The organism is Pelagibacterium sp. (assembly GCF_035555455.1).
Taxonomy (GTDB): domain Bacteria; phylum Pseudomonadota; class Alphaproteobacteria; order Rhizobiales; family Devosiaceae; genus Pelagibacterium.
The window spans coordinates 1-15,383 of the sequence record NZ_DATMGM010000049.1 but is presented as its reverse complement, the minus strand read 5'-3'; the positions used below and the strand labels follow the sequence as shown (position 1 = coordinate 15,383).

Sequence of the window (15,383 nt, the reverse complement as noted above, 5' to 3'; positions counted from 1 at the left end):
GGTTCCAGGGGGGCGAGGTCTTTCGCTCGGGCCTGACCTATCGCCGGGGTGCCGGGAACATCTTCTATTTTCGCCCCGGTCACGAAACCTATCCGACCTATCATGATGCCACCGTGGGCAAGGTGCTGCGCAATGCAGTGCATTGGGCCTACAACCCGCAGGGGCGCTACAGTGCGGTGCATGATGCACCCAACGTTCCGGTCGACAAGGCGCTTGAGCCGATCGAGGAGCGGGGCGGCAAGCTGCACAAGCCGGGCGAGGAAGGTTTCCGATAATAACTGTGTTGTTCACTCCAAATCGCGGGAGCGCCCTATGCGTCTTGTGATCCTCGGGACCGGCAACATGGCCGCCGGTCATGCCGCCCAATTTGCCGCCATCGACGGTGTGGAAATCGTGGCGGCCATCGATGTCGAAGTTGACCGGGCGGCGACGTTCGCCGCCAGCTACGACATTCCGCGCACCTTCGGCTCGCTTGACGAAGCGCTTGATTGGGGCGAGTTCGATGCGGTTACCAATGTGACCCCGGACCGCTTCCACCACCCGACCAGCATGCAGGCGATTGCGGCAGGCAAGCATGTGTTTTGTGAAAAGCCGCTGGCCACCCATTACGACGACGCGATCGAAATGGCCGAGGCCGCCGAGCGGGCAGGCGTGATCAATATGGTCAATCTGACCTATCGCAACGTTGCCGAATTGCAGAAATTCCGGGAGTTGGTGGATGCGGGCACCATCGGGGCGATCAAGCATGTGGAGGCGAGCTATCTGCAAAGCTGGCTGGTCGCCAAGGCGTGGGGCGACTGGCGGGTAGAGCCTACCTGGCTGTGGCGATTGTCGAAGGGGCACGGGTCGAACGGGACCCTTGGCGATATCGGTATCCACATTCTCGATTTTGCTGCCTATGGCATCAACTCGCCGGTTGAAAACCTGTTCTGCCGTCTCAAGGCGTTCGACAAGGCTCCTGATGGCCGAGTCGGGGACTATGTGCTCGATGCCAATGACAGCTTTGCGATGAATATCGAGTTTGGCTGTGGCGCGCTGGGGGTGATGCACGCAACGCGCTGGGCGTCGGGTTATCTCAATACGCTGCGGCTTCGCGCCTATGGCGAGAAGGGCGGGCTCGAAGTCCAGCACGGGCTGGATGGATCGTCCTTGCAGATCTGCGCGGGTGATGATGTTGAGCTGGCCCAATGGAAGCCGGTGCAGGTAGAGGCGGTGCCGACCAATTATCACCGGTTTGCCGACGCGGTGCGGACCGGAATCAACGGCGATCCGAGTTTCCGTTATGCGGCTGACCTGCAAAAAGTGCTCGATCTTGGCTTTGTGTCGGATGCCGAACGTCGCGAAGTTGCGGTGATCTGAATGGCAAACGCCCCGGCGCTCAGGCCGGGGCGTTCGTTTATCCTGCCTGTTGCCGGCTACTTGATTTCCGTAATCCGACCATCGGTGTAAGGCGTATAAACGCCGCCCAGACCGGCGATGTAATCGGCCAGAACCTGCTCAAGCGGGGGACCGAAATCATACGGATTGTCGCCATCGGCAAACGTGGTGTAACCATCGCCGCCGGCGCGGTTGAAGTCATTGGTGACGATGGTGTAGGTGGCGTCCTCATCGATCGGCACCCAGTCGTCGCCGTCACGCACCAACACTTCCAAGATGCGGCTGCCAACGGGCTCGGCCAGGGTGAAGGTGTACTTCATCCCCGCGACCTGCGGGAAGCGACCGGCTCCGTTTTCAACATCGCTGACCCCGTTTTCAAGGGCTTCGATGACGTCGGCTCCCGACAGATCGACGGTGGCCAGAGTGTTGGAGAACGGCAGCACCGTAATGACTTCGCCCATGGTGATCTCGCCGGCATCGATCGATGCCCGCAGGCCGCCACTGTTGGCAAAGGCAATGCTGGCGCCCTGTGACGCCACGCGGTCGAGCATCGCGTCGGCGACCAGGTTGCCCATCGAGCATTCCATGGCGCGGCAGATTTCCCGCGATCCCTCGATGACATCCGTGCTTGTGCCGATAACTTCGCTCATGACCGCATCGATCGGCCCTGCCAGATCGGCAAGCTGGGCGACGAAGCCGTCATTGGGATCGACCGAGGCATCGATGAGATAAGGGTCGCCTTCCGCCGAAATGACATTGCCATCGGCGTCCCATGTCACAGAGATAATGCCCAGATACTTGCCGTACTGATTGGCCTGGACCACCGGCACTTCCTGGCCCGCAGGGTTGGTCACCATGGTGGGATAGGGCCCGACAGCGGCGGCATCGGTATTGGACAGCAGGCTGTGGGAGTGGCCACCGACGATCACGTCGACCAGCGGCAGGGCGGCGGCGACCTCCATGTCTTCGTTATAGCCGATGTGGCTGAGGAGAATGATCTTGTCGATGCCCGCAGCGTCAAGGGCTTCGGATGCGCCACGGACATACTGCACCACGTCGAAAAATTCCACATCGCCAACCGATGCGATCTCGGGTGTGTCTTCGGTGGTCGCCCCGATAATGCCGATGCGCTCGCCTCCGACTTCGACGACGATCGATCCCTTGATCTTGCCGCGCAGGTCATCGGAGCGGCTGACATCAAAATTGCCACCGACGATGGGGAATTCGGCGGCATCTATGAACGCAGCGAACTCTTCGGGGCCGTCATCGAATTCGTGGTTGCCGGTGGCGACCACATCAAAGCCCATCTGATTGAAGAAATCCGCGACGACTTTTGACTTGTAGGTCGTGTAGTAGATCGATCCCTGGAAGTTGTCGCCAGCGGACAGCAGCAGCACGTTTTCGCCCTCGTCCTCAAGCCCGTTCCGCGTGTCGTCGATGATGGTCTTGAGCCGGGCAATGCCGCCAAAGCACTCACCGGCGGCGTCACTTTCGACGCTGCAATCAGAGTTGCTCCCGGTGATTGGATCAAAGCGTGAATGGAAGTCGTTGATGTGCAGGATATTGAGCGTGAAGTCCCCGTCCTGCGCATGGGCCGGGGCGCCGAGCCCCAGAGCCAATGCCAGCGCCGAGGCGCCAAGCAGCAGATGTTTCATTCCCTTGTTCCCTCTCATTGAAAAGCGTTGACCGCTTCCATCTCATGCCCTTGCGACGGAGAGATTACAGTGCCACGAGGCATGGGAGGCAAAGTCAAACACGTTTGATCAACGCTGGAAAGCAAGATTTTGACCGGGTGGTCAATTATGCCGGACCGCTTCGCGAGGCTGTGACCCGAAAGTGAGCGCGGGACGCTGTCGCATGAGGCGGGGGCGGCATATGATGAGCACAATGAGGAGAGACTGATCAGCATGACCAGGATCATAGTGCAGCCACAGGGGGAGGGGGATAAGCGCCCGAAGGGGAACCTTGTCAGGCGGCAATCAATCTGGACGCGGCTGACCCATTGGCTGTGGGTGCTGTGCCTGTTTTTCCTGCTGTTCACCGGTTTGCAGATCTTCAATGCCCACCCCAGCCTCTATGTCGGCGAACAGTCCGGGTTCGAGTTCTCCAACTCGGTGTTTTCGATCCACGCCGAGCGGATGCCGGACGGATCGATTGGCGGGTTCACGACGATCTTTGGCAACAAGTTCGAGACCACGGGCTTTCTGGGTTATTCCGGACCGGAAGGGCGCGAGCAGGTGCGTGGGTTTCCGCAATGGCTGACCATCCCGACCTATCAGGACCTGGCGACGGGGCGGGTCGTGCACTTCTTTTTTGCCTGGGTGCTGGTTGGGACCTTGGCGGTGTGGGCTTTGGCCAGCCTGGTCAACGGGCATTTGCGGCGCGATATCGTGCCGGGCCGGGCCGATTTGCGCGGGGTTCCCGGCGATGTCGTCCGTCATGCGCGGTTCCGGTTTGTGCGTGGGCGGCGGTATGGGCCCTTGCAGAAGCTGAGTTATTTTGTGGTTTTGCTGGTGCTGTTTCCGCTGATCATTCTGACCGGGCTGACCATGTCTCCGGGGATGAATGCGGCCTGGCCGTGGCTGGTGGATATCTTTGGCGGACGGCAGACCGCGCGGACCATCCATTTTGTCGTTATGGTGTTGCTGGTGCTGTTCTTCGTCATTCATGTGGCGATGGTGATCCTGTCGGGGCCGATCAACGCCATGCGCTCGATGATCACCGGGCGGTATCGGATCGATGCGGAAGAGGAGGAGCGGCCATGAGCGGATTGAGGATAAACCGGAGGCGGTTCCTGACCGCATCGGCCGCGGGTGTCGCCGCGACGACCCTCGTGGGGTGCGATCGGATCGACGCGGTGTTGCGGCCCGGGCATCCGGTGCGCGAGGCGATGGCTTCGGCCAATGGGCTGACGCTGGCAGCGCAGCGGACGCTGGCGGACCGGGAGGCGCTGGCCCGGGAGTTTTCCGAGAGCGAAATCCGTCAGGGCATGCGGCCCAATGGATCGACCAACCCAAACAGCCTCGAATATCTGATGGTGAGGCAGAGCAATTTCTCGTTGTACCGGCTGGCGATCGACGGGCTGGTGGATGCGCCGCAAAGCTATTCGCTTTTTGATTTGCGCAATATGCCGGCGCGCACCCAGATCACGCGGCACGACTGCGTGGAGGGGTGGAGCTGCATCGCCAAATGGACCGGCGTGCCTCTGTCGGCCCTGCTCGATGAGGTAAAACCGCGCGCGAACGCCCGCTATTGCGTGTTCTATTGCTACGACATCTATGGCGATGTGCCGGGCGGCGCACCGTATTATGAAAGCATCGACATGATCGATGCGCGCCACCCCCAGACGATCCTTGCCTATGGCATGAACGGGGCGGACCTGCCCGTCGCAAATGGGGCACCGCTGCGGCTGCGGGTGGAGCGCCAGCTCGGCTACAAAATGGCCAAATACGTCAAGCGCATCGAACTGGTCGAGAGCTTCTCCCAAATCCACGGAGGCAAGGGCGGGTTTTGGGAGGATTATGGCTATGACTGGTATGCCGGGGTTTAGGCGCTGACCGTATAGGGCTCGTCGAAAAAATACTCCTCCAGATTGTTGCCATCGCCGCCGCGATCCACGACCAGAAAATCGCCCTCCGCGTCCAGTGCGGTGAGCACGCCGTGCCAGACATTGCGCCGGAAACTGACGCCGATCCCCGGCTGGGTGCGGAACGCCAGCGGGGTGCCGGGCCTGTCGCCGATGTCGGGCGCAACGATCACCAGAAAGGGCCGCTGGTGCAGCGGCATGAACGCCTGACTGCCGAGGGGATGGCGCTCGACCATGGTGAGGGTGAGTGGCAGCGCATAGGGCTGGCCGCGAAAGATCGAGATCAGCGGTCGCCCGTTTTCGCCACCGATTTCGATGGCGGCGAGGTCGTGATAGCGCTCGGTCATCCCGTTATTGATGGGGTAATGATGGGCGCCCTCGGTGGTCAAAACCTCGCCAAACGGCGCGAAGGCCTCTTTGGTCAGGGGCAGTATCGAAAGGGTGCGGCTCATGGGCGGCCCAGCTTCATATGGCGGTTGACGTCCTTGTAGAGCAGGTAGCGGAACTTGCCCGGCCCGCCCGCGTAGCAGGCTTGGGGGCAGAAGGCGCGCAGCCACATGTAATCGCCCGCCTCGACCTCGACCCAGTCGCGATTGAGCCGATAAACGGCCTTGCCTTCGAGGACGTACAGGCCGTGTTCCATCACGTGGGTTTCGGCAAACGGGATGACGGCGCCCGGCTCGAAGGTAACGATGTTGACGTGCATGTCGTGGCGCACATCGGATGGATCGACAAAGCGGGTGGTTGCCCATTTCCCGTCGGTTCCGGCCATGGGGTAAGGCGCGATGTCGGTTTCCGAGGTGACGAAGGCCGAGGGCGTCTCGATGCCCTCGACGGCTTCGTACCGCTTGCGAATCCAGTGAAAGCGGGCGGGGACAGAGCCCGTGTTCTTGACGCTCCAGGAGGCCGAGGGGGGGATATAGGCATAGCCGCCGGGCGCGAGGGTGTGGTCGGTCCCCTCAAGGGTAAGGGCCACTTGGCCAGAGACGACAAACAGCACGCCCTGGGCTTGCGGGTCGGGTTCGGGCCGGTCGCTGCCGCCACCGGGTGCGACTTCCATGATGTATTGGGAGAAGGTTTCGGCAAAACCCGATAGCGGTCGCGACAGCACCCAGAGGCGGGTTTCAGACCAGAACGGCAGGTTGCTGGTGACGATATCGCGCATCACGCCCCGGGGGATTACCGCATAGGCTTCGGTGAACACCGCTCTATCGGTGAGCAATTGCGTCTGGGGCGGATGACCGTCGCTGGGCAGCGCGTAGGGGTTTTGCATCGTGTCTGCTCCCTGTTGGTTCTTTGACCTCTTGTGTTGTTGATAGCGCACAATTGCGGGAGAGGACATGGGCGCTTGGCGGACGTGCGTGCGGGCACGCCAATTTTCCCGCAGGCTGGAAAGCCCCGGGCGATGCTGGAATGAACGGCATGGGGCGATGAACGCTCCGCACGATTTTGTTTAGTATGAAGCGATCATCGCCCCACGCGTCCGGGGTTTTGGGCCTGGTCGTCCACTGAGGCTGGGGCCAATCCCCGCCGGGTTTCCCCGGTTCACCCGCGGCCGTGCCGTGGGCTGGCACTCGGAACGTTTCTGCCTTCGCTGACGCGACCGCCAACGAACCCGAACCGACCCTGCCCAAACGTTCGTTGCGCTTGCGTCCATGTAAGCGGGGTCGTGAGGAGAGTATGGGGGAGATTTTGGGTGCGGGGATAAGTGGAGGGGTGGGAGCCGTGAGGATGGAGTTGCTGGCGCTGCCGGTTACTGGATCCCGGATCAGGTCCGGGATGACGCGGCGTGGGGAAGTGTAGTGTGTCAGGCTTTGCCTTGGGTTGAGGTTGGAGACTCAGCGCCCCCTCATCCGCCCCTTCGGGGCACCTTCTCCCACGAGGGGAGAAGGGGGCTGGCGGAACGCCGAGTTTGAGTCCTGAACAGTTGAGGCTCGATCTGCAGCCTGAGCCAATCACCAGCGTGTCATCCCGGGCGAAGACCCGGGATCCAGTATGCGCCAGGGGTGAGGAAAGAGCGCAGGCGCCGCGAGGTGCGCTGAAGTTCAGCGCGCGCGGCGGTGAGCGAGGATGCTCAGCGCACCCCTCATCCGTCTCGCCCTGCGGGCGATCCACCTTCTCCCTCAAGGGGAGAAGGGAAGTGCGGCAGCGGTGGGGATGGGGCGGCGTGGGGATGGAGGGGGCGGGCGGTTGGCGCTAGAGCGTTTCCAGCAAAAATGGACACCACTTTACGGTTCAGAAACGCGATAAATCAAAGACTTAGAGCTCCTGTTTTGATACCATCAAAACAGGAGCTGCGCTAGGTGAAGAGGGCTTCGAGGCGGAGTTGGGCGATGCGTTCGACCTGGGCGCAGGCGGTGGCGAATTCGGTGGGGCGGTCGTTGTCGATGCGCTGCGTGAAGGCGGTGAGGATAGAGGATTTGGTGTTGTCGCGCACAGCGATGATGAAGGGGAAACCGAACTTTTTCACGTAGCGGGTGTTGAGATCGGTGAAGGTGGCGCGCTCCTTGTCGGTGAGGGCATCGAGACCGGCGGAGGCCTGTTCGGCGGTGGAATCGGCGGTGAGCCGGCGGGCGGCGGCGAGTTTGCCGGCGAGATCGGGGTGGGCGCGGAGGACGCCGAGGCGCTCGTCGTCGCTGGCCAGGCGGAACTGGTTGCGCAAGGCGAAATGGATGCCGAAGGCGCTGTCGTGGGTGGGGCCCAGTTCAGCGTCGAAGGCGCGCTGGGCGATGAAAGGTGAATGCTCGTAAATGCCGCCAAAGACCGCCATGAACTGCTCGACGTCCATCAGGGACGGGGCCAGTTTGGGCGGGGCGTAGGGGTGGCGTTCGGCCCAATGGCGGGCGATGTCGATGCGGCGGGGCACCCAGACCTTTTCAAAACCGGCAATGTAATCAAGGAAACGCCGCAGACCCTCGACGCGGCCGGGCTGGCCGACAAGGCGGCAATGCAGGCCCACGCTCATCATCTTGGGATTGCCCTCCTGGCCTTCGCGATAGAGGCAATCGAAACTGTCTTTGAGGGCGATGAAGAAATCCTCGCCATTGGCAAAGCCGGACGGGGTGACGAAGCGCATGTCGTTGTTCGACAGCGTATAGGGGATGACGAGTTGCGGCTGGGCGCCATGTACGCGCCAATGGGGCAGGTCGTCATCGTATGTGTCTGAAACATAGGCAAGATCGCCAACTTCAGAGACGAGGTCGACAGTGTTGACCGAGCAGCGACCGGTGTACCAGCCGCGCGGGCGGGAGCCGGTGGCGATGGTGTGCAGGCGGATCGCTTCGGCAATCTGGGCGGCTTCCTCGTCGCGCGGCATGTCCTTGTGCTCGACCCATTTCAGCCCATGGGAAGCGATTTCCCAGCCAGCGGAGAGCATGGCTTCGACCTGTTGCGGGGCGCGCATGAGGGCGGTGGCGACGCCATAAACCGTCAGGGGGAGTTCCCGTTCGGTAAACAGCCGATGCAGGCGCCAGAAGCCAGCGCGCGCGCCGTATTCATACATGGATTCCATGTTCCAGTGGCGGGCGCCGGGCCAGGGGGACGCGCCGACGACATCGGCGAGAAAAGCCTCGGAGGCGGCGTCACCATGCAGGACGCTGTTTTCGCCGCCCTCTTCGTAATTGAGCACGAACTGGACCGCCACATGGGCACCGCCGGGCCAATCGGCATGGGGCGGATTGGGACCGTAACCGGCGAGATTGCGGGGATAACGCATGGCAAGGCTCCAGAAAAGTGCATCAATCACGGGGAGATAGCATAGACACAAAAATTTGGACCATGTGGTAAAAATTTTTGTCCTTCCCCCTTTCGCGGGGCGGAGTTTGGGCCGATAGTTACACGATATCTGATTGCGACTGGGAGGAAGCATGAACGAGATTGGGCGGCTGACGACACATGTGCTCGATACCGCACATGGCAAGCCGGCGGGGGGAATGCCTATCGAGCTGTTCCGCGTTTCGGGAGGGGAAACCTCCCTGATCAAACGCGTCGTGACCAATGCCGACGGGCGGTGCGACGCGCCGATGCTGGAGGGGGACGCGATGGCGGCGGGCAGCTATGAACTGGTGTTTCATGTCGGAGAATATTTCAGCACTTTCAACGGGTTGAAGACTGATTTCCTCGATGTGGTTCCGGTGCGGTTCCAGATTGCAGCGCCCGCAGAGCACTATCACGTGCCCTTGCTGGTGTCCCCTTATGGCTATTCTACCTATCGGGGGAGCTGAAATTGGAACCCCGCAACGCTATCCGCTTCTATCTCAACGATAATCTTGTGGAATTGAGCGATGTGGAGCCCGACCGCACCCTGCTCGATTTCCTCCGCATCGACCGGAGCCTAACAGGCACCAAAGAGGGGTGCGCCGAGGGCGATTGCGGCGCATGCTCGGTGATTGTTGCCCGGAAAATGGATGAAAATCTGGACATTCGCACGGCAAATGCCTGCATCATCATGCCGGCGATGCTCGATGGTACCTATGTGGTGACCGTAGAGCACCTTAAGGGGAAGGACGGCGGGCTGCATCCGGTGCAGCAGGCCATGGTGGACTACCACGGGAGCCAGTGCGGATTTTGTACGCCGGGGTTCGTGATGAGCCTTTATGCGCTGTGGCTGGCGCAGCCGTCGCCGAGCGTTCCAGCGGTGGAAAAAGCGTTGCAGGGCAATCTGTGCCGGTGCACCGGCTATGCGCCGATCATTCGCGCCGCGCAGGCGGTGACCGACTATGGCGATGTGATCGACGATGCGCTCAACACCGAGCGGGCGGAGATTCTGGCCAAGCTTGCGGCGCTGGGGGATGGCCGCCGGGTGGTGGTGCGGGGGGCGCGTGGGGAAACGATCATCCCCGCCGATGTGGACGATCTGGCGGCGGTGCTCGACGAACGGCCCGAGGCGACTGTGATCGCCGGGGCCACCGATGTGGGGCTGTGGGTGACCAAGTTCATGCGCGAGATCGCGCCGGTGGTCACCATCGGGCATTTGATGCGCGACATCACGGTGGCGGACGGGCGGATCGAGATCGGGGCGGGGGTGAGCTATTCGCGCGCCTTTGCCACGATGGCCGAGCATATCCCGCCGATGGGAGAACTGATCGACAGGATCGGGGGCGAGCAGGTGCGCAATATGGGCACGATTGGCGGCAACATCGCCAATGGCTCGCCGATCGGCGATACGCCGCCGCCGCTGATTGCGCTGGGGGCCAGTATCACGTTGCGCAAGGGCAGCGCGCGGCGGGTGGTGCAGCTGGAGGATTACTTCATCGACTACGGAAAGCAGGACCGGGCCAAGGGGGAGTTTGTGGAAGCGATTTCGGTGCCCGTGCCGGGGAAGAACGATATTTTCGCCATTCACAAGGTCACCAAGCGGCGCGACGAGGATATTACCGCAACGCTCGGGGCATTTTGCATTTCGCTCGACGGTGGCACGGTGACCGATGCGCGGATCGCCTATGGCGGGATGGCGGCGACGCCGAAGCGGGCGCGGGCGGTGGAGGCGGCGCTGATCGGCCAGCCATGGACGATGGAGACGGTCGAAGCGGCGATGGAGCGGTTTGAGGAGGATTACGCGCCGCTCAGCGATTGGCGCGCCAGTGCGCAATACCGGATGCTGGCGGCGAAAAACCTGCTGATGCGGGTGTATCGCGAAAGTGGCGGGGAGCGGGCTAGGATCGTGCGCCATGAGGAGGCTCGGGGCAGCGCAATGCCGGAGGGGTTGCAATGACGGCACTCGATGCACGGCCCGCCATTCGCGGCGGGGTTCACGTCTCGCAAAAGCACGATTCCGCACATAAGCACGTGTCGGGCACGGCGGAATATATCGACGACATGCCCGAGCCGGCGGGAGCGCTGCATGCGTATCTGGGCCTGTCGACGGTGGCGCATGGCACCATCGTTTCGCTCGACCTCGATGCGGTGAAGGCTGCGCCGGGGGTGGTGGGCGTTCTGACGGCGCGGGACATTCCGGCCAGCAACGACATTTCCCAGCCCGGAAAGCATGATGAGCCGGTGTTTGCCGATGGCATCGTCGAGTTTCATGGCCAGCAGATTTTTGCCGTAATCGCGACCAGTCGCGAGGCGGCGCGCCGGGCGGCGGCCTTGGCCAAGGTCGAATATGGACCACTGCCTGCCATGCTCGATATCGGGGCGGCACGGGAGGCGGGCGGCACTGTGGTGACCGACCCGATGAAGCTGGAACGCGGCGACGTGGCGGCGGGACTGGCCGGGGCGCGGCACCGGATTTCGGGCTCGATGGACATGGGCGGGCAGGAGCATTTCTATCTCGAAGGCCAGATCGCCATGGCCATTCCGGGTGAAGATGACGAGGTGACCGTTCATTCCTCCACCCAGCACCCGAGCGAGGTGCAGCATATGGTGGGGCATGTGCTGGGGGTGCCCTCGAACGCGGTCAATATCGTCGTGCGCCGCATGGGGGGCGGATTCGGCGGCAAGGAAACCCAGGGCAATCTGTTTGCCGTGGTGGCTGCTGTTGCTGCCAAGCGCTACGGGCGGGCGGTGAAACTGCGGCCCGACCGCGACGACGACATGGTAATGACCGGCAAGCGTCACGATTTCCGCGTCGATTACGAGGTGGGGTTTGACGATGAGGGCCGGATCGAAGCCGTCGATGCGGTGTTTGCAGCGCGGTGCGGATTTTCCGCCGATCTGTCCGGTCCGGTGACCGACCGCGCGCTGTTTCATGCGGACAACGCCTATTATTATCCCAATGTGCGGCTGGTTTCGCAGCCGCTGAAGACCAACACCGTCTCCAACACCGCGTTTCGCGGGTTTGGCGGGCCGCAGGGCATGGTGGGATGCGAGCGCTGGATCGAGGACATTGCCTATGCGCTGGGCAAGGACCCGCTTGATATCCGTAAGGCCAATTTTTACGGCGAAACCGACCGCAACGTGACGCCCTACCACCAGACGGTGGAGGACAACATCATCGCGCGGCTGGTCAACGAGCTTGAGGAATCGAGCGAGTATCGCCAGCGGCGCGAGGAGATCATTGCCTTTAACCGCGAGCCGGGGGTGCTCAAGCGGGGCATTGCGCTGACGCCCGTGAAATTCGGGATCAGCTTTACCCTCACCGCCTTCAACCAGGCGGGGGCGCTGGTGCATGTCTATCGCGACGGCTCGGTGCATCTCAATCACGGCGGCACCGAAATGGGGCAGGGGCTGTATGTGAAGGTGGCGCAGGTGCTGGCCGACAGCTTTCAGATCGACCTCGACAAGGTGCGGATCACGGCGACCACCACCGGCAAGGTGCCCAACACCTCGGCGACGGCGGCTTCGTCGGGCTCGGACCTCAATGGTATGGCTGCCGCTGACGCCGCCGAGCAGATCAAGGACCGGCTGGTGCGGTTCGCGATGGAAAAATTCGACGTGCCCGAGGACGCGGTGAGCTTTGAGCCCAATTGCGTGCTGGTGGGCAATCAGCGGCATCAATGGGCCGATTTCATCGACATGGCGTATCTGGGCCGGGTGCAGCTTTCAGCAGCGGGGTTCTACAAGACGCCGGGCATCCACTGGGACCGGGCGGCGGGCAAGGGCAAGCCATTCTTTTACTTCGCCTATGGCGCGGCGTGTTCGCAGGTGCTGGTGGATACGCTGACCGGGGAATACATGGTCGAGCGGACCGATATCCTGCACGATGTGGGAAAGTCGCTCAATCCGGCCATCGATATCGGGCAGATCGAGGGTGGGTTCGTGCAGGGGATGGGCTGGCTGACCACCGAGGAATTGTGGTGGGACGACAAGGGGCGGCTGCGCACCCATGCGCCCTCGACCTACAAGATTCCGCTCGCTTCGGATGCGCCGAAGGTTTTCAACGTTAGGCTGGCGGATTGGTCGGTGAGCAAGGTACCGACGATCCGGCGCTCCAAGGCCGTGGGTGAGCCGCCATTCATGCTGGCGATGTCGGTGCTGGAAGCGCTGTCGATGGCGGTGGCCAGCGTTGCCGATTACCGCATTGCGCCGCGGATGGACGCTCCGGCCACGCCCGAGCGGGTGCTGATGACGATGGAACGGCTCAAGCGTGCGGCGGCTGCGGTGTGAGGGGCCATCACCAAAGCCGGCGGATACATATAGGCCGCGCCCCCCTCATCCGACCGCTTCGCGATCACCTTCTCCCACCAGGGGAGAAGGGCAGTTTGGCGCCAGCGCTTGCTCAAAACGCCCCCTTCTGCCCTGGTGAGAGAAGGGCCGGGGATGAGGGGGGAACTGAGTTGGCAGGGGGATACCCCGCATGAGCGTAACCCCTCTTCAGTTGCGCGATTTTCTTGACCGACACCCTGAGGCGGTTCTCGTTGAGGTGACCGAAGCCAAGGGCTCGACCCCGCGTGAGGTGGGAGCGTGGATGCTGGTGACGCCGGAGGCTGAAATCGGCACGATCGGCGGCGGGCAGCTTGAGTTTCTGGCCATGGCGCGGGCACGTGAGGCGCTCGAAAGCGGGGAAGCGGCGGCGGCGCTGGATATTCCGCTGGGGCCGGAAATCGGCCAGTGCTGCGGCGGACGCGTGGCCATCGGGATGCGCGCGCTCAACGACGATGTGGCGCGCGGGCTAAGGGCAAAGGTCGAGGCGGACTATCGGGCGCGGCCACATGTCTATGTGTTCGGCGCGGGGCATGTGGGCAACGCTTTGGGCAAGGCGCTGGCGTTGTTGCCGGTGCGGGGATTGCTGGTGGATAACCGGGCGGCGGAAATCGCGCGGGTGCCGGTGGGGGTGGAAGCGCGGCATGTTGCCGTGGCCGAGGCGCTGGTGCGCGAGGCCCCGCCGGGTTCGAGCTTTGTGGTGATGACCCATGATCACGGGCTGGATTTTCTGATTGCCGCCGAGGCGCTGACGCGGAACGATGCCGCCTATGTCGGCATGATCGGCTCGAAGACCAAACGGGCGACGTTTAAAAGCTGGCTGCGCGACATGGGGTACGATCCGGCGCTGATCGGTCGGCTGGTGCTGCCGGTGGGCGGGGCCGAGGTGCGGGATAAACGGCCCGAGGTGATCGCGGCGCTGACCGCGGCGGAGCTGCTACGGGCGATAGCGGATTGGGGGGCGGACGGGACGGTGTGAGGGGGCTGCGGTTGGGGCGGATGCGGGGGGAGGGCCGAAGCGCTGCCGGTTACTGGATCCCGGATCAAGTCCGGGATGACAGGGTGGGAGTTGGGGGAGCGAGGTGGATCGCCGCGGTGGGTGGTTGAGCGAGTGTGATGGTGGTGGAGACTGGGGGCTGGGCTGGTGGGTGGAAGGGGCCGGTGATGGAGAGGATTGCGTGGGGCTAAGCAGGTTCGTTGGATGGGACCGAAAGTGGCGGCACAGCTCCGATGTCATCCCGGGCGAAGACCCGGGATCCAGTAACCGGCAGATGGGGTGATGGGGGATTGCGGTGGCGGGATGGGGCGTATGGCGGAGCGGTGGTGAGAAGACGCGAGCGCTGAGTGTACTGGATCCCGGATCAAGTCCGGGATGACAGGGTGGGGGTTGGGGGAGCGAGGGGGATGACAAGGTGGGGAATGACGGGTGGCGCGTAGGGTGAGCGGGGGTGATGGGGCGTGAGTGGGTTAGGTGTGCAGGTTTTTCTAGGGCGGATGGATAGATGACGGACTTTACGCTGTTTTGGGAATGGATGGCTTTTGCGGTGCGCTGGACGCATGTGATCGTGGGGATCGCGTGGATCGGCTCGTCGTTTTATTTCATCGCGCTCGATCTGGGGCTGCGCAAGACCGACACCCTGCCCAAAGGGGTGCTGGGCGAGGAATGGCAGGTGCATGGGGGCGGGTTTTACCACATCAACAAATATATGGTGGCCCCGCCGAACCTGCCCGAGCATCTGGTCTGGTTCAAATGGGAGAGCTATTCGACCTGGCTGACCGGGTTCGCCATGCTGATCATCGTCTATTACGCGGGGGCCGATCTCTATCTGATCGACCGGAGCGTGTTCGACGTCGATGCGCCGATGGCGATCACCATTTCGCTGGCGTCGCTGGCGCTGGGCTGGGTGCTCTATGACCTCTTGTGCCGCTCGCCGCTGGGCAAGAGCCAGAACGGGTTGATGGTAATCCTGTTCGCCATTCTGCTGGTGATGGCCTGGGGCTATAATCAGGTGTTCACCGGGCGGGCGGCGTTCCTGCATATGGGGGCGTTCACCGCGACCATCATGTCGGCGAACGTGTTTTTCATCATCATCCCCAACCAGAAAAAGATCGTCGCCGCGATGAAGGCGGGGGAGGCGCCCGATCCGGCGTTGGGGGCGCAATCGAAGCAGCGCAGCGTGCACAACAATTATCTGACGCTGCCAGTGCTGTTCTTTATGCTGTCGGGTCACTATCCGCTGGCGTTTGCCACCCAGTACAGCTGGGCCATCGCCGGGCTGATCTTTCTGATCGGGGTGCTGATAAGGCATTTCTTCAACACCATGCACGCGACCGGGCG

At 62.5% G+C, this 15,383-nt stretch carries 12 protein-coding genes and 1 pseudogene; 9 read left to right on the top strand and 4 right to left on the bottom strand.

The genetic code is table 11. The features are described 5' to 3' along the window. Positions 1-275: pseudogene (locus VNS12_RS09970) on the top strand (ThuA domain-containing protein); the annotation flags it as partial. Between the two features lie 37 nt (positions 276-312). After that, entirely contained in the window at positions 313-1,359 is a 1,047-nt protein-coding gene (locus VNS12_RS09965) for a Gfo/Idh/MocA family protein (protein ID WP_325487681.1), read from the top strand. Positions 1,360-1,415: 56 nt separating this feature from the next. Here VNS12_RS09965 and VNS12_RS09960 read toward each other — a convergent pair whose 3' ends face one another. Beyond that, complete coding sequence (locus VNS12_RS09960) at positions 1,416-3,032, bottom strand: bifunctional metallophosphatase/5'-nucleotidase (RefSeq protein WP_325487680.1); 1,617 nt, start codon at positions 3,030-3,032, stop codon at positions 1,416-1,418. 252 nt (positions 3,033-3,284) lie between these two features. On the opposite strand from VNS12_RS09960, the gene VNS12_RS09955 reads away from it, so the two are divergent. Both VNS12_RS09955 and VNS12_RS09950 read left to right on the top strand, forming a co-directional pair. Further along, positions 3,285-4,142, top strand: coding sequence for a cytochrome b/b6 domain-containing protein (locus VNS12_RS09955; RefSeq protein ID WP_325487679.1), 858 nt, complete (start codon positions 3,285-3,287; stop codon positions 4,140-4,142). Then, a complete protein-coding gene (locus VNS12_RS09950; RefSeq protein WP_325487678.1) occupies positions 4,139-4,927 on the top strand; it encodes a molybdopterin-dependent oxidoreductase in 789 nt (262 codons plus the stop codon). Before VNS12_RS09955 ends, VNS12_RS09950 begins: the two co-directional genes overlap by 4 nt. Here VNS12_RS09950 and VNS12_RS09945 read toward each other — a convergent pair. From VNS12_RS09945 to puuE, 3 genes are all read right to left on the bottom strand, one after another. Beyond that, positions 4,924-5,415, bottom strand: a complete 492-nt coding sequence (locus tag VNS12_RS09945; RefSeq protein WP_325487677.1) for an ureidoglycolate lyase — start codon at positions 5,413-5,415, stop codon at positions 4,924-4,926. The genes VNS12_RS09950 and VNS12_RS09945 overlap by 4 nt on opposite strands. Then, on the bottom strand, positions 5,412-6,236 hold the full coding sequence (locus VNS12_RS09940) for a bifunctional allantoicase/(S)-ureidoglycine aminohydrolase (RefSeq protein ID WP_325487676.1): 825 nt from the start codon (positions 6,234-6,236) through the stop codon (positions 5,412-5,414). Before VNS12_RS09940 ends, VNS12_RS09945 begins: the two co-directional genes overlap by 4 nt. Positions 6,237-7,262: 1,026 nt before the next feature. Further along, the gene (puuE, locus tag VNS12_RS09935) at positions 7,263-8,678 is read right to left on the bottom strand and encodes an allantoinase PuuE (RefSeq protein WP_325487675.1); all 1,416 of its coding nucleotides are present in this window, start codon (positions 8,676-8,678) and stop codon (positions 7,263-7,265) included. 151 nt (positions 8,679-8,829) lie between these two features. On the opposite strand from puuE, the gene uraH reads away from it, so the two are divergent. From uraH to VNS12_RS09910, 5 genes are all read left to right on the top strand, one after another. Beyond that, complete coding sequence (gene uraH, locus VNS12_RS09930; protein ID WP_325487674.1) at positions 8,830-9,186, top strand: hydroxyisourate hydrolase; 357 nt, start codon at positions 8,830-8,832, stop codon at positions 9,184-9,186. 2 nt (positions 9,187-9,188) lie between these two features. Further along, positions 9,189-10,676: a xanthine dehydrogenase small subunit gene (gene xdhA / locus VNS12_RS09925; RefSeq protein ID WP_325487673.1), complete on the top strand. Its 1,488-nt coding sequence runs from the start codon at positions 9,189-9,191 to the stop codon at positions 10,674-10,676. Beyond that, a complete protein-coding gene (gene xdhB, locus VNS12_RS09920; RefSeq protein ID WP_325487672.1) occupies positions 10,673-13,009 on the top strand; it encodes a xanthine dehydrogenase molybdopterin binding subunit in 2,337 nt (778 codons plus the stop codon). The genes xdhA and xdhB overlap by 4 nt, the downstream gene beginning before the upstream one ends. 190 nt (positions 13,010-13,199) lie before the next feature. Beyond that, on the top strand, positions 13,200-14,024 hold the full coding sequence (xdhC, locus tag VNS12_RS09915) for a xanthine dehydrogenase accessory protein XdhC (RefSeq protein WP_325487671.1): 825 nt from the start codon (positions 13,200-13,202) through the stop codon (positions 14,022-14,024). Between the two features lie 523 nt (positions 14,025-14,547). Next, a partial coding sequence (locus tag VNS12_RS09910) for a urate hydroxylase PuuD (protein WP_325487670.1) occupies positions 14,548-15,383 on the top strand: 836 nt, incomplete at its 3' end.

Excerpts from the sequence above, each read along its gene's own strand:
- VNS12_RS09965 (WP_325487681.1), top strand. The coding sequence starts at position 313 with ATGCGTCTTGTGATCCTCGGGACCGGCAACATGGCCGCCGGTCATGCC.
- VNS12_RS09960 (WP_325487680.1), bottom strand. The coding sequence starts at position 3,032 with ATGAAACATCTGCTGCTTGGCGCCTCGGCGCTGGCATTGGCTCTGGGG.
- VNS12_RS09955 (WP_325487679.1), top strand. The coding sequence starts at position 3,285 with ATGACCAGGATCATAGTGCAGCCACAGGGGGAGGGGGATAAGCGCCCG.
- VNS12_RS09950 (WP_325487678.1), top strand. The coding sequence starts at position 4,139 with ATGAGCGGATTGAGGATAAACCGGAGGCGGTTCCTGACCGCATCGGCC.
- VNS12_RS09945 (WP_325487677.1), bottom strand. The coding sequence starts at position 5,415 with ATGAGCCGCACCCTTTCGATACTGCCCCTGACCAAAGAGGCCTTCGCG.
- VNS12_RS09940 (WP_325487676.1), bottom strand. The coding sequence starts at position 6,236 with ATGCAAAACCCCTACGCGCTGCCCAGCGACGGTCATCCGCCCCAGACG.
- puuE (WP_325487675.1), bottom strand. The coding sequence starts at position 8,678 with ATGCGTTATCCCCGCAATCTCGCCGGTTACGGTCCCAATCCGCCCCAT.
- uraH (WP_325487674.1), top strand. The coding sequence starts at position 8,830 with ATGAACGAGATTGGGCGGCTGACGACACATGTGCTCGATACCGCACAT.
- xdhB (WP_325487672.1), top strand. The coding sequence starts at position 10,673 with ATGACGGCACTCGATGCACGGCCCGCCATTCGCGGCGGGGTTCACGTC.
- xdhC (WP_325487671.1), top strand. The coding sequence starts at position 13,200 with ATGAGCGTAACCCCTCTTCAGTTGCGCGATTTTCTTGACCGACACCCT.